This window comes from Coprococcus sp. TM115-187, assembly GCF_027679115.1.
Taxonomy (GTDB): Bacteria; Bacillota; Clostridia; order Lachnospirales; family Lachnospiraceae; genus Allocoprococcus; species Allocoprococcus comes.
Genome location: NZ_JAQEKS010000013.1, coordinates 18,391 through 43,068 on the forward strand (window position 1 = coordinate 18,391; position 24,678 = coordinate 43,068).

Sequence of the window (24,678 nt, forward strand, 5' to 3'; positions counted from 1 at the left end):
TCTGCCGTTCATTATAGCATTGATTGTCGGGCAAGGCAATTTTTATTGCCTTCCGGACCTTGGTGGCTGTTTTCCTGCCTGTATTGTCCGGATCATCTGTACCATCTGGTCGATCTGTGCCTGCTCCTGTTTGCTTTTCCCTTCTTTGATCGCTGAAAGAATCAGCGAAATCTCATCAGGGGTAAACCGGATTCCCCGTTTATTCGCACCGGTGATCAGCGACATCATCACCGGGACCAGCGCTTTCCCGTTCTTGCCACCGGCTTTCATCGCCGCTGTCCGGATCAGCTCCTGTTTCAGCGGATCCAGATTCGCAAGATCCGGATGCTCCATCCATTCGTTCATTTTCATCCATCCTTTCTGTCTGAAATCCACTCATCATATCCGTCATATCCTGTGCTGCCTGAAATCCATTCATCATATCTGCCATATTTGCAGGATCTCCAAAGTCCATCTCTTTCATCATTTCCATCATTTGCCATATTCCGGAAAAGGAATCGAACATTTCTCTTTTTTCAGGAGAAAGATAGGGTACAACTGCTTCAAACATGCTGCCCGGATCTTTCTCCTGCTTTCGTAGCCGCCCTCTGCGATTATGATAATAAGGAGGTTGGAAACAGTAAAAGGCATTCATAAGTTCCGTAAGTTTCACATAAATGCCAGCTATACGCTGAACGTGATCGGGCAGATAGGGAAGAATGATTTTGACAAGTTGCAGAAAATCATTCGTGAGAGACTCGTCAAATGGCGTCATGACAAGGGGCGGTTTCTTTTCCATATGTCCTCCACGGTTCAGCGTTATAAATATATATGTAAAGAAGACGGAAAATATGAGATCCACATATAATAAAGCAAAGGAAGAACTAATGGAAGGATTTTGTTAAATGAGCAGCCGGATTATTATTGATGGGAATGCGATCTATGAAGTGGATGAAGAATGTTTGCGAAAGAAAAAGGAAAAGGAGCAGGAAGAGGAACACGAAAAGCAACGGGAGAAGCGCAAAAACAAAACATAAAAAAGGCGGGGATATAATTTGCCCCGCCTCTGGTCTGTCTGAACGAATAAGATCTGAGTTTCGTAACTAGCAGCCGCATCCGCCGTTGCCACAGCCGTTTCCACATCCGCATCCATTACCGCATCCGTTACCGAATCCGTTGCCGAATCCACCACAGCAGCAGAGAAGAAGGATGATCCACAGGCAGCTGTCATTTCCACATCCACATCCGTCACCATTGCGTCCCCATCCGCCACAGCAGCAGAGGAGAAGAATGATCCATACGCAGGAAGACATTCCACAGCCACATCCACAGTTATCCATAGAATTTCCACATCCGCAGTTTGTTGCACTTAATTCACTCATATTTGATAGCCTCCAGTAAGGTTTCTTTACACTTCATCATATGTAAGGAGGCATGTCAGTGTTTCAAAAAAGTTCCGAAGAAATTGGCATCTGATTTCAGAAAGAATATTCTAATAGAAAAAGGATATTTTAAATATGAAAGATTTGAAACGGAAAATCCACTACTGGTGTTCGGATACAATGCGAAACAAAATCACTGGAAAGGGCGTCGTTTGTGCCGTTCTGGATACAGGGATCACACAGCACCCGGATCTTGTCGGCCGCATCGTGGGATGGAAGGACTGTGTACAGGGGAAGAAAACCATATATGATGACAACGGACATGGAACCCATGTGGCAGGAATTCTTGCCGGAAATGGAAAAAGCGGAAGAGGCCTGTACAGCGGAATGGCACCGGAGGCGCAGATCTTTGCTGTCAAGGTGCTGAATCAGAGAGGTGGTGGAAAAATCCGGGATGTGATAAACGGGATCCGGTACGTGTTGTTAAAACAAAAGGAAATGAAGATCCGGATCGTCAATATTTCGATTGGAACTCTTCCTCATAAGAAGGATCCGGAAGATGAATTGTTCCTGTTCTGGGTAGAACGGCTCTGGGATGCCGGTCTGGTAGTCGTAACGGCGGCAGGAAACAAAGGACCAAAGGAAGGGAGCGTCACGATACCGGGAAACAGCCGGAAGGTGATCACAGTTGGGGCGGATGAAGAACTGGGAAAGAAATATTCCGGCTGTGGGCCGACCGGAGATTGTATTAAAAAACCGGATCTTGCCGTGCCGGGGAACCGGATCTATTCCTGCAATTACCTGTATCCGGTGCGGAGCCCTTATGCCTATATTCCAAAAACCGGGACTTCTATGGCAACTCCGGTAGTGTCCGGGGCAGCGGCTCTGGTTTTGCAGAAATACCCGGATATGTGTAATCTGGAACTTAAATACAGACTGTGGAATTCCTGTGAAAAGGGCAGGTATTATGACCAGAGACAGGGACATGGGAACCTGCATGTAGAAAAATTTCTTGAATGTCAAGAAAAAATACTTGACACTAATGAAAATCTGTTATATGATAGCACAGGTGATAAGTGATGGACGAGATTTTAAAGCAGACATTATTATATGATTTTTATGGTGAGCTTTTAACAAAACATCAGAAAGAGATTTATGAACAGGCAGTTCTTGAAGATTATTCGCTCAGCGAGATCGCAAGAGATGCGGGGATCAGCAGACAGGGTGTTCATGATATGATCCGGCGCTGTAACAAGAGTCTGGAGGATTATGAAGCGAAGCTGCATTTGGTGGAGAAGTTCATGTCTGTGAAAAAAAAAGTCCATGAGATCGATCTGCTTCTTGAGAATTATGAAGAGCAGGACGAAAAAGAACTGATAAAGAAAGTGAAAAAGCTTTCAGGAGAGATCATAGAGGAGTTATAACATGGCATTTGACAGTTTGACAGAAAAACTTCAGAACGTATTCAAGAATTTAAGAAGCAAGGGACGACTTACAGAAGATGATGTAAAAGCGGCTCTGCGTGAAGTTAAGATGGCTCTTCTGGAGGCAGATGTTAACTTCAAAGTTGTCAAAAATTTTGTAAAAAGTGTGCAGGAGCGTGCAGTCGGACAGGATGTGATGAGCGGACTGAATCCGGGACAGATGGTGATCAAGATCGTGAATGACGAGCTGGTGAATCTGATGGGCTCTGAGACAACGGAGATTAAATTCCAGCCGGGAAGCCAGAAGACGGTCATTATGATGATGGGTCTTCAGGGAGCAGGTAAGACAACGACCACAGCAAAGCTTGCAGGAAAGTTCAAGCTGAAAGGTAAGAAGCCTCTTCTGGTAGCATGTGATGTCTACAGACCTGCAGCTATTAAACAGTTGCAGATCAACGGAGAGAAGCAGGGTGTGGAAGTGTTCTCCATGGGAGATAACCAGAAGCCGGCGAATATCGCTAAAGCAGCACTGGAGCATGCTGAAAAGAATGGCAACAACGTGATTATTCTGGATACTGCAGGACGTCTTCATATTGATGAAGAGATGATGGAAGAACTGCAGGAGATTAAGAACACGGTCGAGGTTCATCAGAGTATTCTCGTTGTCGATGCAATGACCGGTCAGGACGCCGTGAATGTTGCAGAGAACTTTAATGAGAAGATTGGTATAGATGGAGTAATCGTCACAAAGCTTGATGGCGATACCAGAGGTGGTGCGGCACTTTCAATCAAGGCAGTCACCGGATGCCCGATCCTTTATGTGGGTATGGGTGAGAAATTATCAGATCTGGAGCAGTTTTATCCGGATCGTATGGCTTCCAGAATCCTTGGTATGGGGGATGTACTCAGCCTGATCGAGAAAGCCGGCGAAGAGATCGACGAAGAACAGGCACGTAAGATGACAGAAAAACTCAAAAAGTCGCAGTTTGATTTTGAGGACTATCTGGAAAGTATGAAACAGATGCGCAAGATGGGCGGTCTTGGAAGTATCATGAATATGCTTCCCGGACTTGGCGGCATGGGTGGTCTTGGTAAAGGCAAGATGCCCGATATCGATGCGGATGATGCGGAACAGAAGATGGCAAGAGTCGAAGCAATCATTTATTCCATGACGATCAAGGAACGTCAGAATCCGGACATCATCACTCCGCAGAGAAAGCGAAGAATCGCAGCAGGAGCCGGAGTTGACATTTCGGAAGTTAACAAGATGATGAAGCAGTTCGAGCAGATGCGCAAGATGATGAAGTCTTTCCCGGGAATGATGGGCGGGAAAGGTAAAAAAGGCAAGTTCAAGATGCCTTTCTAAAGGAGATATATTCCGCAGACCATGCGTGATATATAGATAAACTATTATAAATACAAATTGTTTTATGGAGGAAAGTAAAATGGCAGTAAAAATCAGATTAAGAAGAATGGGACAGAAGAAAGCTCCTTTCTATAGAATCGTTGTTTCTGATTCTAGATCACCAAGAGACGGAAAATTCATCGAAGAAATCGGAACATACGATCCAACTCAGGATCCTAGCGTATTCAAAGTAGATGAAGAAGCAGCTAAGAAATGGTTAAACAACGGTGCTCAGCCTACAGAAGTAGTTGGAAAAATCTTTAAGGCAGCAGGTATTGAAAAATAGGTTGCTTCGCGGAGGTGCGAGTGATGAAAAATTTAGTAGAAGTAATTACGAAAGCACTTGTGGACAATCCTGAAGGCGTCGTGGTTACGGAAAAACAGGAAGGCAAGACTACCGTGATCGAAGTACATGTCGCAGATAATGATATGGGAAAGGTGATCGGTAAGCAAGGCCGAATTGCGAAAGCAATCCGTTCCGTTGTAAAGGCAGCCGCGGCCAAAGAAGACAAAAAAGTCGTGGTTGAAATTATGCAATAGCATAAAAATAAAACGCAGGTAAATTTATTTTTATCTGCGTTTTTTATCATACCTTAGTATGCAAGTGAAGCTGCCAATGACAGATTCACTGTATCTGGGGATGGAGAAAAAGTCGCTTCAAAAGACTAAAACAGACTTTTTCGTTGTAAAGTTTATCTTATGTTAAGAAAGGACAAAGTATGCAACAAAATGATTACCTGCAAGTTGGCGTGATCACATCTACCCACGGAATCAAAGGTGAAGTCAAAGTATTTCCGACAACGGATGATCCAAACCGCTTCCGTGCTCTGAAAGATGTGGTTCTTGATACAGGAAAAGAACAGATTCCCCTTGAAATTGAAGGTGTAAAATTCTTTAAACAGTATGTGATTCTGAAGTTCAAAGGGATCGATAACATAAATGATATTGAAAAATACAGAAAGATGCCGCTTCTTGTATCTCGTGAGAATGCCGTGGAACTGGAAGAGGATGAGTATTACATTGCAGATATCATCGGCATGGATGTCTACACTGAGGACGGTGAAAAATTCGGTGTCCTGGAAGATATTATGGAAACCGGTGCAAATGATGTCTATGTGGTATCGACAGAGGCGCACACAGAGGTGCTTCTTCCGGCAATCCATGACTGTATTCTGGATGTAGATACTGAGAATAGGAAAATGACTGTTCATTTGATGGACGGACTGATTTAAGCGACAGAATAGTAGGAGAACAATATGAGATTTGATATCATGACGCTTTTTCCGGAGATGGTGATGAACGGTCTGGAAACCAGTATTATCGGAAGAGCCGTGAAGAATAAAATTCTTGAGATTGAAGCCTGGAATATCCGGGACTACGCATTTAACAAGCACAGCAGTGTGGATGATTATCCGTATGGCGGCGGCGCAGGAATGCTGATGCAGGCAGAGCCGGTTTACCAGACCTATCTTGCCATTCAGGAAAAAGCAGCCCTCCCGGAAGGAAAGAGACCACGTGTGATTTATCTTTCCCCGCAGGGGAAGCCGTTTAACCAGAAGATGGCAGAAGATTTTGCGAAAGAAGACGAACTGGTGCTTTTGTGCGGACATTACGAAGGAATCGATGAACGTGTGCTGGAGGAGATCGTAACGGATTATGTGTCAGCCGGCGATTATGTACTGACAGGCGGTGAACTTCCGGCAATGATGATCGTGGATGCGGTATCCCGCCTGATCCCGGGTGTTCTGCATAATGATGTATCTGCCGAATTTGAGAGTTTTCAGGACAATCTCCTGGAATATCCGCAGTATTCCAGACCGGAGATCTGGCACGACAGGCAGGTTCCACCAATCCTTTTATCCGGTCATCATGCCAATGTCGAGAAATGGCGCAGAGAGCAGTCAGTGATCCGTACTGCAAAATGGCGTCCGGACCTTCTGGAAGACGCAGAGCTTACCATGAAAGAAAGAGAACTTGCAGAAGAGATTATAGAAAATCGAGAAAAAGACTTGAAAAATGAAGAATAATGTGTTAATATATAGCACGTTGTGATGAAAACAGAGATGGTCCTCTGATACGATAGAAAAGCGTATTAAGAACGTCAAAATATGAAGGAGGTTCACACATGAACGAAATTATTAAGAACATTGAAGCAGCTCAGTTAAAAGAAAATGCTCCGGAATTCCACGTAGGAGATACTGTAAAAGTTTATGGTAAGATCAAAGAAGGAAACCGTGAGAGAATTCAGGTATTCGAAGGTACTGTATTAAAGAGACAGGGCGGCGGAGCAAGAGAAACATTTACAGTAAGAAAGAGCTCTAACGGAATCGGCGTTGAGAAGACATGGCCGCTTCACTCACCAAACGTTGAAAAAGTAGAAGTTGTTCGTAAAGGTAAAGTAAGACGTGCAAAACTGAACTACTTAAGAGATCGTGTAGGTAAGAGAGCAAAAGTTAAAGAATTAGTAAAATAGTAAATGCTTAAAGAGGGACAAATACGACAGGTACTTGTCCCTTTTGCTAATATAGGATATGATAACAGATGAGACATAGAAAAAGAAAAGAACTCAGATTTGACAGAAAGCATAGAAAACATATCAATTTGAAATGGATTCCCGAAGTATTTGGATGGGTATTCCAAATTGTGCTCGTCTGCCTGTGCGCATTTGTGTTTGTGTGGTATTTCGGGCATCAGATCAGTAATATCGGAGAGTCCATGAACCCGGTGATTCGGAATGGGGATGTGGTTTTGGTAAACCGGATTGTATATGATGCCAGTACACCGAAGCGCGGAGACATTATCGTGTTCAAACCAAAGGGGAATGAGAACCTTCATTCCTATATTAAAAGGATTATCGGACTTCCGGGCGAAAGTGTTGAGATCAGGGATGGAGAGATTTATATCAACAACAGAAAGCTGGATGAAAAGTATGAGACTACTGCAATTGCAGATGCAGGTATTGCCAGTGAGAAGATCGTTCTCGGTGGAGATGAGTATTTTGTCCTTGGCGACAACCGGGAGAGCAGTGAAGACAGCCGGATGGCTGATATTGGAAATGTAAAGCGTTCCGAGATTGAAGGGAAAGTATGGTTTATCCTTTCCCCGAAAGACCGTTTCGGACTGCTTGGTAAATAGAAGGAGGAAACTGGATGAATTTTCAATGGTATCCGGGGCATATGACAAAGGCCAAAAGGATGATGCAGGAGAATATCAAACTGATCGATCTTGTGATCGAACTGGTTGATGCAAGAGTTCCGATGAGCAGCCGGAATCCGGACATCGATGAACTTGGAAAGAATAAAGCAAGACTGATCCTGCTCAATAAGGCAGATCTTGCAGATGAGAAGCAGACAGAAGAGTGGATCGGCTATTTCCGTGGAAAAGGATATTCGACAGTTAAGGTTAATTCCCGTAAAGGCGGTGGGATTAAGTCTATTCAGGGAGTAATCCAGGAAGCATGTAAAGAAAAGACAGAGCGTGACCGTAAGAGAGGGATTCTGAACCGTCCGGTCCGTGCGATGGTAGTCGGAATCCCGAATGTCGGAAAGTCTACTTTTATCAATGCACTTGCCGGAAAAGCCTGTGCAAAGACCGGTAACAAACCGGGTGTGACCAAAGGAAAGCAATGGATCCGTCTAAACAAGAACGTAGAGCTTCTCGATACACCGGGAATTCTCTGGCCGAAGTTTGAGGACCAGCAGGTGGGACTGCGCCTTGCATTTATCGGGTCGATCAAGGATGAGATCATGAATCTGGAAGAGCTTGCGGCGGAGCTGATCAGCTTTATGCAGGATGCTTATCCGGGTGTTCTTGCTGAGAAATATACGATCAACGAAAAGCAGAACAGCTACAGTGTATTGGAAGCAATTGCTGAGAGCCGCCATTGTCTGGTGCGTGGAAATGAATTAGATACCGCAAAAGCAGCTGGTATGCTGCTGGATGATTTCCGAAATGGAAGACTCGGAAGGATCACACTTGAATTTGTAAAGGAGTATACAAATGAGTAAGGAAGACAATAAGGAAGAAGCTCCGGAGCAGGAGCAGAGTATATGGAGATCACTGGGAGGAACTCTTCTGTATCTTCTGGTCATTGTTCTGCTGACATGGGTGATCGTCACCTTTGTCGGACAGCGCACAAAAGTAGACGGTCATTCAATGGAGCCGACACTTTCAGACGGAGATAACCTGATCGTGGATAAGCTCAGCTACCGCTTCCGCGATCCGGAAAGATATGATATTATTGTATTCCCTTACCAGCATGCAGAGAATACCTATTATATCAAACGTATCATCGGACTGCCCGGTGAGACTGTGCAGGTGATCGATGGATATATGTATATTAATGGCAAAAAGCTGGATGAACATTATGGTGCAGAGGTGATGGAAGATCCGGGAATTGCAGCAGAGCCGATAAAACTGGGAGACGATGAATATTTTGTCCTGGGAGATAACCGGAATCACAGCTCGGACAGCCGTGTGGCAAGTGTGGGTGTACTTACCCGTGATATGCTGATCGGGCGTGCCTGGGTAAGAATTTATCCGTTCAACAAAATCGGAGTGATAAAGCATGAGTAAAGAAAGTATCAAAGAGATCGACAGCCGTTTAAAAATGGCAGAGGATGCCGAAAGGGAGCAGCTGATGAAGGTCTATGCGCCGGATGACAGAGCCGGTGTGCAAAAGCTTCTGGAAAAGTACAGAAAGCAGAAGGAAAAGCTGCTTGCCGAAAAAGAGCGCCTTGCGAAAATGCGTCAGTACGAAGAAAAATATGCTGACCATGCGTTTATCTGTGGAATTGACGAGGTGGGAAGGGGGCCACTTGCGGGTCCGGTGGTTGCAGGAGCCGTGATCCTGCCCAAAGAGTGCGAGATCCTTTATATAAATGATTCCAAGAAGCTTTCCGCAGCAAAAAGAGATGAGCTTTATGATGAGATCATGGACAAAGCAGTTGCGGTAGGTCTCGGGATGGCTTCCCCTGCAAGGATTGACGAGATCAATATTCTGCAGGCAACTTACGAAGCCATGCGTCAGGCGATTGGCAATTTGAAAGTCAAGCCGGATCTGCTTTTAAATGATGCAGTTACCATTCCGAAGGTTGTGATTCCACAGGTTCCAATCATCAAGGGAGATGCGAAAAGCGTATCCATCGCTGCAGCAAGTATTGTGGCAAAGGTAACAAGAGATCGTCTGATGGAAGAGTATGATAAGGTACTTCCGGGATATGGATTCGCGTCCAACAAAGGTTATGGATCAGCAGAACATATCAAAGCGCTTCAGACGCTTGGACCGACACCGATCCACAGAAGAAGTTTTATTGGACACTTCGTATAAAAATCCGTCAGAACAGGTAGAAGATCAGATCCAAAAGGCGATTGGAGAATGAAAAAAACCGGCGAAGGACCGGTACAAAATATGAAAAAATAGCAGGTGAATTTCTGGAAAAGCAAGGATATCGGATACTGGAGTATAATTTCCGCTGCCGTTATGCGGAGATTGACATTGTTGCAAAAGACGGAGAATATCTGGTCTTTTGTGAGGTGAAATTTCGCAAAACAGGAGGGCTTTCGGCTGCTCTGGAGGCGGTATCTGTGCCCAAACAGATGCGCCTGTCCGGAGCGGCCGTTTATTATCTGATGAAGAACGGCTGCACAGAGATACCATGCCGCTTCGATGTAATAGGAATCGCGGGGAATAAGATTTCTTTGCGGAAAAATGCATTTGAGTACTGCGGAGATTTTGGAATTGTATGAGTTATGATACCGGGGAAAGGCAGATGGCTGCCTGCAGATATCACAATACGGGAGAGTACAGATGAAAATAGGATTAAAATATAAAAACGAGGAGCATATCTTTGACGAATGCATAAGTGCTGGCGTACCATTTCTCAAATATCCGATCCTTGAAAAGGAAGGGCTTGTAGAACATGGAATTTCGACCAGACTTGGAGGAGTGAGTGAAGGTTTCCTGGGAAGCATGAACCTGAGCTATACCAGAGGGGATGATCCCGCGCATGTGGACGAGAATTACAGAAGAATGGCAGCTGCAATCGGCGTGAAGCCGGAGCATATGGTCTGCACGCATCAGACCCATACGACGAACGTACGGATCGTGACAAGAGAAGATGCCGGCAAAGGTGTTACAAGAGAAAAAGATTACACAGATGTAGATGGACTGATCACAAATGTACCGGGGATCTGTCTGGTGACATTTTACGCGGACTGTGTACCGCTTCTGTTTCTGGATCCGGTGAAAAAGGTGGTAGCATCCAGCCATTCTGGCTGGAGAGGCACCGTGAACCGGATGGGACAGGTGACGGTTGAAAAGATGCAGAAAGAATTCAATTGTGATCCAAAGAATATCCTTGCCTGTGTGGGACCGTCCATCTGTCAGGAATGTTATGAAGTCAGTGAAGATGTGATCGATATGTTCCGCGCAAATTTCAGAGAGTCTGAATATGACCGTCTGTTCTATGCCAAGGAGAATGGAAAGTTCCAGCTGGATCTCTGGAAGGCAAATGAACTGGTTCTCACAGATGCAGGGATCAGACCGGAACATATGGCGGTTACTAATGTGTGTACCTGTTGCAACCCGGAGCTTTTATTTTCCCATCGCGCATCCAAAGGAAAGAGGGGGAATCTTGCAGCATTTATTGCACTGAAGGAGGGATAAAACATGCTTTTGACACAGACAGCCGCAGGAAGTGAGGTAGAGGCGACCGTGCAGGATACGGTGGATACAATCACCGGATTTAACAAATTCATTCAGGAGAAAGGTCCGGACCTGATTGCGTTTGGAATCCGGATTCTGATGGCGCTGCTCATATTCATCATCTGCCATAAGGTGATCAACTGGATCCGCAAGATTACGCGGGCATCCATGGAACGCGCCAATTCGGATACCGGTGCAAGACAGTTTGTGGATTCTCTGTTGAAATACGGACTTCATATTCTGCTGTTTCTGGCAATTATCAATTCGCTCGGTGTAGAATCTGCATCGATTGCAGCAACGGTTGCATCGGCAGGCGTGGCAGTTGGTCTTGCCCTGCAGGGAAGTCTTTCCAACCTTGCCGGTGGGATGCTGATTTTATTTTTGAAGCCTTTTGTTGTCGGGGATTATATTATAGAAGACAGCCATGGCAATGAAGGAACGGTCAAAGAGATCCAGATCTTCTACACTAAGCTTGCCACCATTGACAACAAGACGATCATTGTGCCGAATGGAACACTTGCCAACACAAGCCTTACCAATGTGACGGACAAAGATTACCGTCAGCTGGATCTGAAGGTGGATATTGCATATGAAGCGGATCTGCGCCTTGCCAAGAAACTGCTGCAGGGACTTGTAAAAAATGATCCGTCCGTCATCCAGAGTATGGAACATAATGTCTTTGTAAATGAGCTTGGGAGCAGTTCAGTGGTGCTTGGTGTCCGTGCCTGGGTAAAAAGTGAAGAGTATTGGCCGACAAGATGGCGGATGCTGGAAAATATCAAGTTGACACTGGATGAAAATCATATTGATATTCCATATCAGCAGATCACTGTCCATCAGGCACACATGGAGTCGGAAAAATAGAGCTTTGTATCTGAAAAAAGACAGATATAAAAAATGTATCTGGTAAAATACAAGCGGGGAAATTGACAAAATAATCACAAATAAGTATAATATGTTGTCAGGGTTAAAAGACAAAACACCCTATGTTTTGAAATGATGGAGTAGTTTCTGACATCATAAATCAGGAGAACGATAAGATGAGAGTCATAGCAGGGAAAGCCAGAAGAATACCACTTGTGACGGTAAAAGGAATGGAGACACGTCCGACAACCGACAGAACCAAAGAAACCTTATTCAATATGATCGCACACGGACTTTGCGACTGTACATTTCTGGATCTTTTTTCCGGAAGCGGGGCAATCGGGATTGAGGCGATCAGCCGAGGTGTAAAAAAGGCGGTTTTTGTGGAAAACAATCCGAATGCAATCCAGTGCATTATGGAGAATCTGAAAAAGACACAGCTTGCAGACCAGGCGGAAGTAATCCGGGAGGATGTATTTTCGGCACTTCGCAGGCTGGATGGAAGAGAAAAATTCGATTATGTGTTTATGGATCCACCGTACAACCATATGCTGGAAAAAGAGGTGCTTACTTATCTTGCAAAAGCAGACTTGCTGGAAAAGGATGCACTGATCATCGTGGAAGCATCTTTGGCGACTGATTTTTCTTATTTGGAGGAACTTGGTTTTTTAATGATCAAACAAAAGAAATACAAGACCAATATGCATGTATTTATATCTGTGGAGGAGTAGACTCATGATAAGAGCGATTTATCCGGGAAGCTTTGACCCGGTAACTTTCGGACATCTGGATATTATTACCCGGAGCAGTAAAATTGTAGACGAACTTATAATCGGAGTATTGATGAATAAAGCAAAAACCCCGTTGTTTTCTGTAGAAGAACGTGTTAAAATGTTAAAGGAAGTGACAAAAGATCTCGACAACGTGAAAGTAGTGCCTTTCGACGGGCTGCTTGTAGAATTTGCAAGACAGCAAAAGGCACGTCTTGTGATTCGCGGACTGCGTGCGATCACAGATTTTGAATATGAGATCCAGATGTCACAGACGAATCATAAGCTTGAACCGGAAGTAGAAACCATGTTCCTTACAACCAATCTCAAGTATTCTTACCTTAGCTCTACAATCGTAAGAGAAGTCGCAGCTTTCGGAGGGGATATTTCCCAGTTCGTGCCGGAGACTGTCGCCAAAAGTATAAAAGAAAAGATGTCACAGTAGGTCTGTGACAAGAAGGAGAGTGCAAAATTATGAGCAGCCGTATTGAGCAGATTATTGAAGAAATTGAAGAGTACATTGACAGCTGTAAGTTTCAGCCATTATCAACTACAAAGATTATCGTGAATAAAGACCAGATCGATGAACTTCTCCGTGAACTTCGTATGAAGACACCTGATGAGATCAAGCGTTATCAGAAGATCATTGCGAACAAGGATGCGATCCTTGCGGATGCACAACAGAAAGCAGAAAGCATGATTGAAGAAGCACATGCACAGACAAGTGAACTGGTAAGTGAGCATGAGATCATGCAGCAGGCATACGCACAGGCAAACGAGATCGTTATGGCAGCAACAGACCAGGCACAGCAGATTCTGGATAATGCAACCAATGATGCTAACGATATCCGTATCGGGGCAGTACAGTATACAGATGATCTTCTTGCCAATGCTGAAAGCATCATCGGTCATACACTGAACAGTTACACAAGCAAGTATGACAGTCTGGTAACATCCCTTCAGGAATGTTATGATGTTGTCCGTAACAACCGTGCAGAACTGGAAGTTCCGGATAAGTCCTCACGCGGACTGGAAGCAGAATTCGGCGGAGAAGCCGGACAGACGGACCAGGGACAGAGAGAATAAGTTCTTTATCCGAACAATTTCATATAGCAAAAAGCGAACAGGCTGGTTACCATTGCGGTAATCAGCTTTTCTGCTATATAGCGAGGAAAAGACCAGTTCTGGGATCGGATCATGCATTTTGTCTGGAAAAGCGCGCAGACTCCTCCAAAAGAACAGTGCGCCATAACGAGAAGAAACCGCAGTTCAGAAGTAAGGTCCAGCTGACAGAGCATGCGGATTCCCCCGGTCAGTTCCACTCCGGGAAGAAGCAACAATTTCCAGAAGAAATTCTGAAAGGAAAGTTTTGCCATAAAAGAAATGAGCACTGAAAAAACGATCATATATCCGCCGATTTTCGTTATGGAATCACATGCTGACAGAATACTTTCGTCAAGAGCCTCGGAAAAAGGAAGAAATTGTCTGGGATCAGCCTGTTCTTCTACGACCGCAAAAGGATTCCGCGGCAGATACCATCTGCGGAACAAAAAGGAGCAGCACAGTGCGGCAAGGATAGGAAAAAGCAGACAGATTTGCGTCATTTCAGGCTGTTTGAGGCTCTGTACTGCCACATACCCGATCAGAAACGCAGGACTGACATTGTTACAGAAGGAAAGCAGGTATTCTCCTTCAGCAGAAGAAATTTCCCCTTTATCAGTCAGGTCAGAGCAGGATTTTGCCCCTACTGGAAAGCCACAGAGAAATCCACAGACCACCGAAAAAGAAGCATTTTCAGAAATGCCAAGAAAAGGCTTCAGAATCGGAGAAAGGGTATGGTTGATCAGGGAAATGCTCTCTGTGCGGATCATAAGACCGGTTATAAGAAGAAAAGGAAAGAGCACCGGAAGCATCTGCCTATACCAGAGCAGCAGTCCGTTTGCGGCACCTGTGGCAACGGTTTCCGGGGAAAAAAGCATCAGAAGGAAAAGTCCGATCAGAAAAAGCACAGACAGTTTTTTTGTTTTCATCGTGTATACCTGCCGTATTCTTTTGCAATAGTTTATGAAAAAATGCAGACAGATATACCGGGGCACATGTGCATAGAAGAGATTCAGTGTGAATAGAATAAAAGAAAAATGGAGAAATCTTGAAAAAAAGACTGGAACGCAGATCGCTTCTGCTCCTTTTTTTATTGCTGATTTTTTGCGTGGCAGCAAGTATACAGATCAACGAGAAAGCTAAAAAAAACCGATTGAACCTAAAAACAGGAAGCACAGAAGAATTCAGAAAGCTTGGGATGGATGAGGCGTTTTTCCAGGTTCTTGTGAAGACAGATCATGAAAAAAGAGGAAGACTTTATGCCATTTATTTTCTGGAAAACAACCTGTTTCCACAGGATAACGAAAAAGAGCTGTTTGAAAAATGGTCGGAAAAAGAAGAGTGGAAATCTTTTGAAAAGATCTGTACAGCTCTTTGGAATGATATCCGCTATTTTCCTGTTCCGGAATCACCGAAACATCCACAGTATCAGGTATCTTTTGTGGACAGCTGGATGGGAGAGCGCATCTACAGAGGAAAAAGGGGACATGAAGGCTGTGATCTGATGGCATCGAAAGATATCCCCGGTCTCTATCCGGTTGTGAGTATGACAGATGGGGTAGTATCGGCAAGAGGCTGGCTGGAAAAGGGAGGATACAGGATCGGGATTACCGCACCGTCCGGTGCATATTTCTATTATGCACATCTGGACTCTTATGGAAGTTATCAGGAGGGGGACGAGGTGAAGGCAGGGGATATCATTGGATTTATGGGAAATACCGGATATGGTCCGGAGGGGACGAAAGGGATGTTTGCCACGCATCTGCATCTGGGGATTTATCTGTATCCGGACGGCAAAGAAACCAGCTACAATCCCTATTGGATTTTAAGACTTGCCGGGGAGAAAAAACTTTCCTGTTCTTTCTAACTATGCTATACTTAAATGATATGGAGGACGAAAGAATGATAAATTTACCAAATGAATTTGAAGAGAAGATGAAGGCACTCCTCGGAGATGAATTTGAGGATTATATAAAATGTTATGACGAGCCGAGATATTACGGACTTCGTGTGAATACGGAGAAGATTTCTGTGGAGGATTTTGTGAAGATCTGTCCGTTTGAGATCACACCGATCCCGTGGATCGACAACGGTTTTTACTATGACGGAGAGAAGATATCTCCTGCGAAGCATCCGTATTATTTTGCAGGACTTTATTACCTGCAGGAGCCGAGTGCAATGACACCGGCGAACCGTCTTCCGGTAGAACCGGGGGACCGGGTACTGGATGTCTGTGCCGCACCCGGTGGAAAGGCAACCGAGCTTGGAGCGAAGCTTCAGAACGAAGGTGTTCTGGTCGCAAATGATATCAGCAGCTCCAGAGCAAGAGGACTCTTAAAGAATCTGGAAGTTTTCGGGATCGGCAATATGCTGGTCATGAGTGAAGAACCTGGACGACTGGAACGCTATTTCAGCGGTTATTTTGACAAGATCCTGATCGATGCGCCGTGTTCCGGGGAAGGGATGTTCCGTAAGGATAAGAAGATGGTACGCGCCTGGGAAGAACATGGACCGGAATTTTTCTCGAAGCTGCAGAGAAGCATTATCACCCAGGCGGCAAGAATGTTAAAGCCGGGTGGCATGATGTTGTATTCAACCTGTACGTTTGATCCACTGGAGAATGAGGGGACGATTGAATATCTGCTCGGTGAATATCCTGAATTCGAGATTCAGGAAATCGCAGGATATGAAGGATTTGCACCGGGCAGGCCGGAAGTAACCAAGTCAAAGGATCCGGATTTTGCTAAGACTGTCCGTATTTTTCCACATCATATGAAAGGGGAGGGACATTACCTCGCACTGCTGAAAAAGAGTGAGGATGCAATCTGCCCGTCTTCCCCGGTCGCAGAGCAGAAAGCGAAGAAAATCCCGGCAGAGCTGGAGGAATTCTTCCGTGATGTAAAGTGGGATCTGAAGCCGTGGAGACTGGATATCCATGGAGAGCGCGTGTACTATATGCCGGAGAATCTTCCGGAACTGAAAGGCGCAAGATTTTTAAGAAGCGGACTGCTCCTTGGCGAACTGAAGAAAAAGCGTTTTGAACCGAGCCAGGCACTGGCGATGAACCTGAAAATGGAAGAGTACGCGCATACTTTGAACTTGTCTTCTGATGATAACCGACTGATGCGTTATCTGAAAGGTGAGACAATCGATGTGGAGGATCTGATTCCGGCTAAGGCAAAAGGCTGGCATCTGGTCTGTACAGACGGTTTCCCGCTTGGATGGGGAAAAGTCACGAACGGAACTTTGAAGAACAAATATCTGCCTGGATGGAGGAATCAGTCTGCATGATGCGCATAGACAAATATCTTGCCGAGATGGGGCAGGGAACCAGAAGTGAAATCAAAAAACTGATCCGCAGCGGACGTGTTATGGTTGATGGAGAGACGGTGAAAAAACCGGAACTTAAAATCGATGAGATCACACAGAAAGTAAGTCTTGAAGGAAAACAGATTGGATACACTAAAAAAGAGTATTATATGCTCTATAAACCGGCAGGTGTTATTTCCGCAACAAAAGATGACCGGGACAAGACAGTTCTGGATCTGATCACAGATAAAAAAAGAAATGATCTGTTCCCGGTAGGACGTCTGGATAAGGACACGGAAGGACTTCTTCTGATCACCAATGACGGAGAACTGGCACACCGCCTGCTTTCCCCCAAAAAGCATGTGGATAAGGTGTATTATGCGAAAGTACAGGGAAAGGTAGATGAATCTGATGTGAAAGCATTTGCAGATGGAGTGGATATCGGAGACGATACGCCGGTTAAAAGCGCAGATCTTCGAATCCTGAAAAGTGGGGAAGAGTCGGAAATCGAGCTTACGATCACTGAAGGACGTTTCCATCAGGTGAAGCGGATGTTTCATGCAGTCGGCAAAGAGGTAATCTATCTGAAGCGGCTTTCTATGGGAAGCCTTGCTCTGGATAAAACACTTACAAAGGGAGAATACCGGTCACTGACCGAAGAGGAGATAAAAAAATTATGTTAGAGCATACTAAAGCTGTCATTTTTGATCTGGATGGGACTCTGGTAGATTCCATGTGGGTGTGGACAGCGATAGATGAAGATTATATCAGAAAATATCATCTGAATCCGCCGGAAGATTTTCATGAGGCAATGGAAGGGATGAGCTATACCGAGACAGCGCAGTACTTTTTGAAGATTTTTCCGGAGCTTCCGCATACTGTGGAGGAGATCAAAAAAGAATGGTATGATATGTCTGTGGATAAATATACAAAAGAGGTCACACTAAAGCCAGGGGTAAAGGAATTTCTGGAGATGCTGAAAGAGAAAGGGATCCGGACAGGAATCGCAACCAGCAATGACCGGAAACTGGTGGAAGAATTTTTAAAGGCAAGGCAGATCACCCATCTTTTCGATACGATCTGTACAAGCTGCGAAGTGAATAAAGGGAAACCGGCACCGGATGTTTATCTGAAGGCGGCTGGGCAGCTGGGTGCAGAGCCTTCTGCCTGCCTGGTATTTGAAGATGTTCCGATGGGAATCCTCGCCGGGAAAAATGCAGGAATGCGTGTGTGCGCGGTGGACGACTGGTTTTCACGCCCACAGGATGCGAAAAAGCGGGAACTTGCCGACTATTTTATTCACAGCTATGAAGACATTGCCAATCAGACATACGAGGTATTATAATGAATCATGGATTTTTACCGATCAGCAGGAAAGAGATGGAAGAACGGGGGTGGAATCAGGTAGACTTTGTCTATGTAAGCGGAGATGCCTATGTAGACCACCCGTCTTTTGGACATGCGATCATCACCCGCCTTTTAGAGGCACATGGCTTCCGCGTGGGGATCATTGCACAGCCTGACTGGAAGGATAAAGAAAGTATTACAGAATTTGGAGAGCCGCGGCTTGGATTTATGGTGTCAGCGGGAAATATGGATTCCATGGTCAACCATTATTCTGTATCAAAGAAAAGACGGCAGCAGGATTCTTATACACCGGGCGGAGTGATGGGAAAGAGACCGGATTATGCAGCGGTTGTGTACGGCAATCTGATCCGTCAGACATATAAGAAGACACCAATCATTCTGGGTGGTATCGAGGCGAGTCTTAGAAGACTTGCACATTATGATTACTGGTCCAACCAGCTTAAGCGTTCCATTCTTCTGGATTCGGGTGCAGACCTGGTTTCTTATGGAATGGGCGAACGCTCGATCATTGAGATTGCAGAGGCACTGGATGCCGGACTGGATATCAAGGACATTACTTATATCGATGGAACAGTCTGCAAGGTCAAGAATCTGGACAGTGTGTATGATGCAGAGATTCTGGAACCGTATGAAGAGATGAAAAAAGATAAGCTTCTGTACGCCAAAAGCTTTTACAGACAGTACTGCAACACAGATCCATTTTCCGGAAAGCGGCTGGTTGAGCCCTATTCAGATCATCTGTATGTGGTACAGAACCCTCCGGCAAAACCGCTGACCCAGCAGGAGATGGATGATGTCTACGCACTTCCTTACATGCGGACCTACCATCCATCTTATGAGACGGCAGGTGGAGTTCCGGCAATCCGGGAGATCAAATTCAGTCTGATCAGCAACAGGGGATGTTTTGGAGGCTGCAGTTTTTGTGCACTGACATTCCATCAGGGAAGGATCATTCAGACACGAAGTAAGGAATCACTGATCACTGAAGCGAAGACATTTCCGGAGGATCCGGAATTCAAAGGATATATTCATGATGTAGGCGGACCGACCGCGAACTTCCGTGCGCCGGCATGTAAGAAACAGTTAAAATACGGGGCATGTACGAACAAACAGTGTCTTTTTCCAAAGCCGTGTAAAAATCTGATCGCAGATCATAAAGAATACTTAAGCATTCTCAGGGATCTCAGAAAGATACCGGGAGTTAAAAAAGTATTTATCCGTTCCGGTATCCGTTTTGACTATCTGCTGGCGGATCCGGATGACACGTTTTTCAGAGAATTGTGTCAGTATCATGTCAGCGGTCAGCTGAAAGTTGCACCGGAGCATGTAGCAGACCCGGTTCTTCAGATGATGGGCAAGCCGGAAAATGCGGTTTATGAACGTTTTACCCACAAATACGAAGAGATCAATAAAAGGCTAGGACTTAAACAGTACCTGGTTCCGTATCTGATGTCGTCCCATCCGGGTTCTACTATGAAAGAAGCGGTAAAGCTTGCCGAATACCTGCGGGATCTCGGTTATATGCCGGAGCAGGTACAGGATTTCTACCCGACACCGTCTACGATTTCCACTTGTATGTACTATACCGGTGTAGATCCGCGGACGATGAAGCCGGTGTATGTGCCGAAGAACCCGCATGAAAAAGCGATGCAGAGAGCACTGATCCAGTACCGAAATCCGAAGAATTATGATCTGGTCATGGAGGCACTGCGAATCGCAGACCGTATGGATCTGGTAGGCTTCGATGAGAAATGTCTGATCCGTCCGAGAAAGCTTCATTCGGAAAAAACGCAGGAGAAGAATGGATACAGCGGAAGAAACCATGGCGGAACTCATGGCGGTACGGACCGAAAGAGCAAAAACCCGAATGGAAATAACAAAAATCCAGGAAAGACAAACGGAAATTATAAAAATTCAAATGCAGGGCATAAGAATACAAAGCCTGCATCTACAGGAAACGGCAGAGGCGAGTCCTCGTCAAGACCGCAGAAAAAGAAATCCATCCGTAATGTACACAAACGGAAGTAGTCACAGGAGAAAGGAGAACCGCTTATGAAGATTGCGATTGTTACCGGGGCATCCTCCGGCATGGGAAAAGAATTTGTCAGACAGATTGAACGTTTTTACAGGGAACTGGATGAAATCTGGGTGATCGCCCGCAGTGAAAAGAAGCTGGAAGAGATCAAGAAAAGCCACAAGACGTATATCCGGATCTTTGCAGGTGACATGGAAGAGGATCTGGTATACAAGCAGGTGAAAAACCGGCTGGAGAATCAGAATCCTGATATCCGTATGCTGGTCAATGCAGCAGGATTCGGAAAGACCGGGACAGTAGAGGAGATTGCAAAGGAAGACAAGAAACTTCAGCTCCGCATGATCGACCTGAACTGCCGGGGACTGACCGAAATGACCTGTACCTGTCTGCCCTGGATGCATAAAGGAACCAGGATCATCAACCTGGCAAGCGCAGCAGCTTTTTGCCCGCAGGCAAAATTCGCAGTTTATGCGGCGACAAAATCGTATGTACTGAGCTTTTCAAGGAGCCTTGCAGCTGAACTTAAGGGAAAAGGAATCTCAGTCACAGCGGTCTGCCCGGGACCTGTGGACACTCCGTTTTTTGAAGTGTCAGGGAAGCTGCCCGGTGGCATGAAAGAGGCTGTGATGGCAGATCCGGTACAGGTTGTAAAGCAGGCGCTCATTGATGCCAAATACAAAAAAGAGGTTTCCGTATATGGCACGGCAATGAAAGGGGCAGAAGCTGCTGCCAAAGTACTTCCGCATGGAATGATCTTAAAAGCCATGTCAGTGATGGAGAAAATAACGAAGGAGTAAGCGAAAAACACGATGAAGATACAAAAAGGAGATGCAGGTTATCTGCGCAGAAGAAAACGATTATTGATACTGGAAGCTGTTGTCTCTTTTGGACTGGTTGCCGCACTGATGATCGCCGGTTATGTAACAACAAAGACAAAGCTCAATCTGCTCACTGTAGTAGCGGTACTCGGATGTCTTCCGGCAAGCCGGATCCTGGTCAATCTGATCATGGTCATGCCGCATGATTCCATTGATGAGGCAACTGAGCTTGAAATCTCGGCTGTCACTGAAGAACTTACCGTTGCATACGATCTTGTGATCACCAGTGAGAAAAAGGCAATGCCGGTAGCAGCTGTTGCAATTTACAACAATACGATCTGTGGCTATGTGCCGGTGAAAAAAGTGGATGTGGACTATGCCGCAAAGCATATCAAATCCATTATGAAGCAGAACCAGTTCGACAAGGTGGTGGTCAAGCTTTTCCATGATTACAAAGCATTTCTGACCCGCGCCGAGGGAATGAACAACATTGCTTCTGTAGAACAGCAGGATACAAGAAAACACGAAGAGATGATCAAAGGACTCCTTCTGGACATTTCACTGTAAAAGGCAGGAGGAATTAAAAGCATGCAGAAAATAACCGTTTCGTCAAATGAAGCAGGACAGCGTCTGGACAAGCTTCTTGGAAAATATTTAAGTAATGCGCCGATGAGCTTTGTTTACAAGATGCTGCGGAAAAAGAACATCAAGTTAAACGGGAAAAAAGCGCAGGGAAATGAAAAACTGACAAAAGGAGACCAGGTTGAAGTATTTCTCTCAGATGATACCTGGCAGAAATTCGCAGGGGCACCGGGAGCAGAAAAGCAGCTTCCGGCAGATCTTGCACGGGCAATGGAAAGCAGCATCCGGCTGTCGGTAATCTATGAGGATCCGGATATTCTGATCCTGAACAAACCATCAGGCATGCTTTCCCAGAAAGCAGCACCGTCTGACCTTTCCCTGAATGAATATATGATCGCTTATCTGCTGAAAAAAGGCGATCTGAAACTAGCTGAGCTTGCTACTTTCCGCCCATCTGTCTGTAACCGCCTGGATCGGAATACCAGTGGTCTTGTAACCGCAGGGAAAAGCCTTGCGGGATTACAGCAGCTCAGCGAGATTTTAAGAGACAGGACCGTGAAAAAATATTATCTCACGATCGTGGATGGGGTGATAAAAGACCGTCAGAAGATCGAAGGATATCTTCTGAAAAATGAGATGACCAATCAGGTGAAAATTCTGAAAGAAGCAAAAGGCGAGGCAAAGCCGATAGCCACAGAGTATATTCCGCTTGCGGATAATGGTCAGCAGACGATTCTGAAGGTGCATCTGATCACGGGACGGACCCATCAGATCCGTGCACATCTGTCTTCGACCGGTCATCCGATCATCGGGGATAGCAAGTATGGTAATCCAAAGGTTAATTCTATTTTCAGGAAAAAATATGCGTTAAAATATCAACTTTTACATGCATGGAAAATGCAGTTCCCGAAAAGAGAGGATGCGCTTGCAAAGGTATCGGAAAAGGAGGTTACCGCGCCTCTTCCGGAAGGATTTACAACCATCATAAAAGGAGAAGGATTAGAATGGGAACCTGGAATTCAAGAGGGCTAAGAGGTTCAACCCTGGAGGATTTTATTAACCGGACGAATGAACGCTATCAGCAGCAGGGACTGGCGCTCATTCAGAAAATCCCGACACCGATCACTCCGGTACGAATGGACAAAGATCACCGCCAGATCACGCTGGCCTATTTTGACCAGCGCAGTACGGTCGATTATATTGGAGCAGTACAGGGAATTCCCGTATGTTTTGACGCAAAAGAGTGCAGTATGGATACCTTTCCACTACACAATATCCATGAACACCAGATGAACTTTATGCGGGATTTTGAAAAACAGGATGGAATTTCCTTTTTTCTTATCTATTACAGTACAAAAAACCTGCTTTATTACATGCGCTTTGAAGAAATAGAAGTGTTTTGGGAGCGGATGAAGCAGGGCGGACGGAAAAGCGTACGCTTTGAAGAACTGGATGAGGAATATTTTATGCAGCTAAGGCAGGGCGTATTCGTTCCGTATCTGGAGATGCTCCAGAAGGATCTGAATCACCGGGAAGAAAGATAAGAAGCATGGAAAAGAGATTAGCAGGATAGAACTTCTGAGTATGCAGGCTTGACAAGCCGCGTCAAAGTTCGTATAATACAACAAGGTCACGTTTTAATATGGTAACATGCTAAAGTGACAAATAAACAAAAAAGAGGAGTTACAATCTATGGAGCAGTTATTACATACACCCGAAGGGGTCCGAGACATTTATCACGAAGAATGCGCCAAAAAGCTGGCACTTCAGAACCGACTTCATAAGACTCTGCATTTGTACGGATATCATGATATCCAGACTCCTATGTATGAATATTTTGATGTATTCAGAAAAGAGATCGGAACCATTCCTTCAAGGGAATTATATAAATTTTTTGACAGAGACGGCAACACACTGGTGTTAAGACCGGATATCACTCCGCAGATCGCACGTGCGACGGCAACTTTATTTAAGGATGATGAGCTCCCGGCAAGGCTTTGCTATGTGGGGAATACATTTATCAATCATTCCAGTTATCAGGGACGATTAAAGGAAAGTACCCAGATGGGCGCGGAGATGATCGGACTGGATGCGGCGGATGCTGATGCGGAGATGCTGGCACTTGTCATTGACTGTCTGAAGAATGCCGGACTGGAAGAATTTCAGATCAGTATAGGAAATGTAGACTTTTTCCAGAGTCTGATCGAGGAATCCGAGATTGATGATGAGACAGAAGAACGTCTGCGTGAGCTGATTAACAACCGGAACTTTTTCGGTGCAGACGAACTTTTAGAAGAGGCTGATGCAAAACCGGTATCAAGAAAAGCATTTTCTGCACTTTCAGAGATGGTCGGTGGTGTGGAGATCCTGGAGGAGGCGAAAAAGGTAGCGCCAAGCAAAAAAGCGATGAAAGCAATCCGGCGTCTCGAAAAAATCTACGCGATCTTATCTGTCTACAAAATGGAACAGTATATTACGTTTGATCTGAGCATGAGCGGAATTTACGGATATTATACCGGTATTATCTTCCGGGGATACACTTTTGGGACCGGGGATGCCATTGTAAAAGGCGGACGTTATGACCACCTGGTTGAAAAGTTTGGAAAAGAAGAGCCGGCGATCGGTTTTGCGATCGTAGTAGATGAACTGATGAGCGCACTTTCCCGCCAGAAGATCCAGATCTCAAGTGGCGAGAAGAGTTCCCTGATCTTATATGATAAAGAACGGTTGAAGGATGCAATCCAGCTTGCCATGGAATTCAGAGGGAAGGACAAGAATACCCAGATCCTTCAGAAAGCATCGGATAAGTCGCTGGAATTCTATGTGGATTATGGAAAACGCAGTCTTGCAGGAAGCATGCTGTATCTTCGCAGCAAAGGAGATGTGCATATGGTGAACCTGATGACCGGCGAAGAGAAAATTGTAGGGTAGGGGT

At 45.2% G+C, this 24,678-nt stretch carries 34 protein-coding genes; 30 read left to right on the forward strand and 4 right to left on the reverse strand.

Annotated features, from left to right (window positions below):
* Nucleotides 1-42: 42 nt before the first annotated feature.
* Nucleotides 43-345 carry a hypothetical protein gene (locus PGW42_RS09930; RefSeq protein WP_270203523.1) on the reverse strand — a complete coding sequence of 101 codons (303 nt, stop codon included), beginning with the start codon at nt 343-345 and terminating at the stop codon, nt 43-45.
* A gap of 2 nt (nt 346-347) precedes the next feature.
* The gene (locus PGW42_RS09935; RefSeq protein WP_264471514.1) at nt 348-482 is read right to left on the reverse strand and encodes a hypothetical protein; all 135 of its coding nucleotides are present in this window, start codon (nt 480-482) and stop codon (nt 348-350) included.
* A gap of 128 nt (nt 483-610) precedes the next feature.
* On the opposite strand from PGW42_RS09935, the gene PGW42_RS09940 reads away from it, so the two are divergent.
* Both PGW42_RS09940 and PGW42_RS09945 read left to right on the forward strand, forming a co-directional pair.
* Nucleotides 611-847 (forward strand): hypothetical protein, encoded by a 237-nt coding sequence (locus PGW42_RS09940; RefSeq protein ID WP_044998655.1) that lies wholly within the window; start codon nt 611-613, stop codon nt 845-847.
* Between the two features lie 37 nt (nt 848-884).
* A complete protein-coding gene (locus tag PGW42_RS09945) occupies nt 885-1,016 on the forward strand; it encodes a hypothetical protein (RefSeq protein WP_270203524.1) in 132 nt (43 codons plus the stop codon).
* Between the two features lie 66 nt (nt 1,017-1,082).
* On the opposite strand, the gene PGW42_RS09950 is transcribed toward PGW42_RS09945, so the two are convergent.
* Nucleotides 1,083-1,361, reverse strand: coding sequence for a hypothetical protein (locus PGW42_RS09950; protein ID WP_022220624.1), 279 nt, complete (start codon nt 1,359-1,361; stop codon nt 1,083-1,085).
* Nucleotides 1,362-1,496: 135 nt separating this feature from the next.
* Between PGW42_RS09950 and PGW42_RS09955 the strand changes: the two genes are divergently transcribed.
* The 18 genes from PGW42_RS09955 (at nt 1,497) to PGW42_RS10040 (ending at nt 13,616) form a co-directional block, all read left to right on the forward strand.
* The gene (locus PGW42_RS09955; protein ID WP_055260526.1) at nt 1,497-2,441 is read left to right on the forward strand and encodes a S8 family peptidase; all 945 of its coding nucleotides are present in this window, start codon (nt 1,497-1,499) and stop codon (nt 2,439-2,441) included.
* Nucleotides 2,441-2,785, forward strand: a complete 345-nt coding sequence (gene ylxM / locus PGW42_RS09960; RefSeq protein WP_008370603.1) for a YlxM family DNA-binding protein — start codon at nt 2,441-2,443, stop codon at nt 2,783-2,785. Before PGW42_RS09955 ends, ylxM begins: the two co-directional genes overlap by 1 nt.
* Before the next feature lies 1 nt (nt 2,786).
* On the forward strand, nt 2,787-4,151 hold the full coding sequence (gene ffh, locus PGW42_RS09965) for a signal recognition particle protein (protein ID WP_008370602.1): 1,365 nt from the start codon (nt 2,787-2,789) through the stop codon (nt 4,149-4,151).
* A gap of 79 nt (nt 4,152-4,230) precedes the next feature.
* Nucleotides 4,231-4,476, forward strand: coding sequence for a 30S ribosomal protein S16 (rpsP, locus tag PGW42_RS09970; protein ID WP_022220623.1), 246 nt, complete (start codon nt 4,231-4,233; stop codon nt 4,474-4,476).
* Between the two features lie 23 nt (nt 4,477-4,499).
* Nucleotides 4,500-4,730 carry a KH domain-containing protein gene (locus tag PGW42_RS09975; RefSeq protein WP_008370600.1) on the forward strand — a complete coding sequence of 77 codons (231 nt, stop codon included), beginning with the start codon at nt 4,500-4,502 and terminating at the stop codon, nt 4,728-4,730.
* A 179-nt stretch (nt 4,731-4,909) separates the two neighbouring features.
* Nucleotides 4,910-5,422, forward strand: a complete 513-nt coding sequence (gene rimM, locus PGW42_RS09980) for a ribosome maturation factor RimM (protein WP_270203525.1) — start codon at nt 4,910-4,912, stop codon at nt 5,420-5,422.
* A gap of 24 nt (nt 5,423-5,446) precedes the next feature.
* Nucleotides 5,447-6,217 carry a tRNA (guanosine(37)-N1)-methyltransferase TrmD gene (trmD, locus tag PGW42_RS09985; RefSeq protein ID WP_055157163.1) on the forward strand — a complete coding sequence of 257 codons (771 nt, stop codon included), beginning with the start codon at nt 5,447-5,449 and terminating at the stop codon, nt 6,215-6,217.
* A 98-nt stretch (nt 6,218-6,315) separates the two neighbouring features.
* A complete protein-coding gene (gene rplS / locus PGW42_RS09990; protein ID WP_008370594.1) occupies nt 6,316-6,663 on the forward strand; it encodes a 50S ribosomal protein L19 in 348 nt (115 codons plus the stop codon).
* A 68-nt stretch (nt 6,664-6,731) separates the two neighbouring features.
* Nucleotides 6,732-7,325: a signal peptidase I gene (lepB, locus tag PGW42_RS09995; RefSeq protein ID WP_118199170.1), complete on the forward strand. Its 594-nt coding sequence runs from the start codon at nt 6,732-6,734 to the stop codon at nt 7,323-7,325.
* 14 nt (nt 7,326-7,339) lie between these two features.
* Nucleotides 7,340-8,197, forward strand: coding sequence for a ribosome biogenesis GTPase YlqF (gene ylqF, locus PGW42_RS10000; RefSeq protein WP_270203526.1), 858 nt, complete (start codon nt 7,340-7,342; stop codon nt 8,195-8,197).
* On the forward strand, nt 8,190-8,765 hold the full coding sequence (lepB, locus tag PGW42_RS10005) for a signal peptidase I (RefSeq protein ID WP_008370589.1): 576 nt from the start codon (nt 8,190-8,192) through the stop codon (nt 8,763-8,765). Before ylqF ends, lepB (PGW42_RS10005) begins: the two co-directional genes overlap by 8 nt.
* Entirely contained in the window at nt 8,758-9,519 is a 762-nt protein-coding gene (locus PGW42_RS10010; RefSeq protein ID WP_270203527.1) for a ribonuclease HII, read from the forward strand. The genes lepB (PGW42_RS10005) and PGW42_RS10010 overlap by 8 nt, the downstream gene beginning before the upstream one ends.
* A gap of 41 nt (nt 9,520-9,560) precedes the next feature.
* Nucleotides 9,561-9,938, forward strand: coding sequence for a YraN family protein (locus tag PGW42_RS10015; protein WP_022220621.1), 378 nt, complete (start codon nt 9,561-9,563; stop codon nt 9,936-9,938).
* A gap of 61 nt (nt 9,939-9,999) precedes the next feature.
* Nucleotides 10,000-10,857 carry a peptidoglycan editing factor PgeF gene (gene pgeF, locus PGW42_RS10020; RefSeq protein WP_117824360.1) on the forward strand — a complete coding sequence of 286 codons (858 nt, stop codon included), beginning with the start codon at nt 10,000-10,002 and terminating at the stop codon, nt 10,855-10,857.
* Between the two features lie 3 nt (nt 10,858-10,860).
* On the forward strand, nt 10,861-11,760 hold the full coding sequence (locus PGW42_RS10025; RefSeq protein ID WP_117558641.1) for a mechanosensitive ion channel family protein: 900 nt from the start codon (nt 10,861-10,863) through the stop codon (nt 11,758-11,760).
* A 155-nt stretch (nt 11,761-11,915) separates the two neighbouring features.
* Nucleotides 11,916-12,491, forward strand: a complete 576-nt coding sequence (rsmD, locus tag PGW42_RS10030) for a 16S rRNA (guanine(966)-N(2))-methyltransferase RsmD (RefSeq protein ID WP_270203543.1) — start codon at nt 11,916-11,918, stop codon at nt 12,489-12,491.
* A gap of 4 nt (nt 12,492-12,495) precedes the next feature.
* A complete protein-coding gene (gene coaD / locus PGW42_RS10035) occupies nt 12,496-12,975 on the forward strand; it encodes a pantetheine-phosphate adenylyltransferase (RefSeq protein ID WP_195502716.1) in 480 nt (159 codons plus the stop codon).
* Nucleotides 12,976-13,004: 29 nt separating this feature from the next.
* A complete protein-coding gene (locus PGW42_RS10040) occupies nt 13,005-13,616 on the forward strand; it encodes a hypothetical protein (protein ID WP_008370579.1) in 612 nt (203 codons plus the stop codon).
* Between the two features lie 5 nt (nt 13,617-13,621).
* Here PGW42_RS10040 and PGW42_RS10045 read toward each other — a convergent pair whose 3' ends face one another.
* A complete protein-coding gene (locus tag PGW42_RS10045) occupies nt 13,622-14,560 on the reverse strand; it encodes a transporter (protein ID WP_270203528.1) in 939 nt (312 codons plus the stop codon).
* Nucleotides 14,561-14,679: 119 nt separating this feature from the next.
* On the opposite strand from PGW42_RS10045, the gene PGW42_RS10050 reads away from it, so the two are divergent.
* The 10 genes from PGW42_RS10050 (at nt 14,680) to hisZ (ending at nt 24,674) form a co-directional block, all read left to right on the forward strand.
* Complete coding sequence (locus PGW42_RS10050; RefSeq protein WP_270203529.1) at nt 14,680-15,498, forward strand: M23 family metallopeptidase; 819 nt, start codon at nt 14,680-14,682, stop codon at nt 15,496-15,498.
* A gap of 38 nt (nt 15,499-15,536) precedes the next feature.
* Nucleotides 15,537-16,922 carry an RsmF rRNA methyltransferase first C-terminal domain-containing protein gene (locus PGW42_RS10055; RefSeq protein WP_117834778.1) on the forward strand — a complete coding sequence of 462 codons (1,386 nt, stop codon included), beginning with the start codon at nt 15,537-15,539 and terminating at the stop codon, nt 16,920-16,922.
* Nucleotides 16,919-17,623, forward strand: a complete 705-nt coding sequence (locus PGW42_RS10060; RefSeq protein ID WP_270203530.1) for a pseudouridine synthase — start codon at nt 16,919-16,921, stop codon at nt 17,621-17,623. The genes PGW42_RS10055 and PGW42_RS10060 overlap by 4 nt, the downstream gene beginning before the upstream one ends.
* The gene (locus PGW42_RS10065) at nt 17,617-18,285 is read left to right on the forward strand and encodes an HAD family hydrolase (protein WP_270203531.1); all 669 of its coding nucleotides are present in this window, start codon (nt 17,617-17,619) and stop codon (nt 18,283-18,285) included. Before PGW42_RS10060 ends, PGW42_RS10065 begins: the two co-directional genes overlap by 7 nt.
* Nucleotides 18,285-20,336: a YgiQ family radical SAM protein gene (locus PGW42_RS10070; protein ID WP_270203532.1), complete on the forward strand. Its 2,052-nt coding sequence runs from the start codon at nt 18,285-18,287 to the stop codon at nt 20,334-20,336. Before PGW42_RS10065 ends, PGW42_RS10070 begins: the two co-directional genes overlap by 1 nt.
* 24 nt (nt 20,337-20,360) lie before the next feature.
* Nucleotides 20,361-21,140, forward strand: a complete 780-nt coding sequence (locus tag PGW42_RS10075; protein ID WP_270203533.1) for an SDR family NAD(P)-dependent oxidoreductase — start codon at nt 20,361-20,363, stop codon at nt 21,138-21,140.
* A gap of 12 nt (nt 21,141-21,152) precedes the next feature.
* Entirely contained in the window at nt 21,153-21,728 is a 576-nt protein-coding gene (locus tag PGW42_RS10080; RefSeq protein WP_117558631.1) for a hypothetical protein, read from the forward strand.
* Between the two features lie 21 nt (nt 21,729-21,749).
* Entirely contained in the window at nt 21,750-22,775 is a 1,026-nt protein-coding gene (locus PGW42_RS10085; protein WP_270203534.1) for an RluA family pseudouridine synthase, read from the forward strand.
* Nucleotides 22,748-23,287: a Holliday junction resolvase RecU gene (locus PGW42_RS10090; RefSeq protein ID WP_055296634.1), complete on the forward strand. Its 540-nt coding sequence runs from the start codon at nt 22,748-22,750 to the stop codon at nt 23,285-23,287. Before PGW42_RS10085 ends, PGW42_RS10090 begins: the two co-directional genes overlap by 28 nt.
* 148 nt (nt 23,288-23,435) lie before the next feature.
* A complete protein-coding gene (hisZ, locus tag PGW42_RS10095; RefSeq protein ID WP_270203535.1) occupies nt 23,436-24,674 on the forward strand; it encodes an ATP phosphoribosyltransferase regulatory subunit in 1,239 nt (412 codons plus the stop codon).
* The last annotated feature ends 4 nt before the right edge of the window (nt 24,675-24,678 follow it).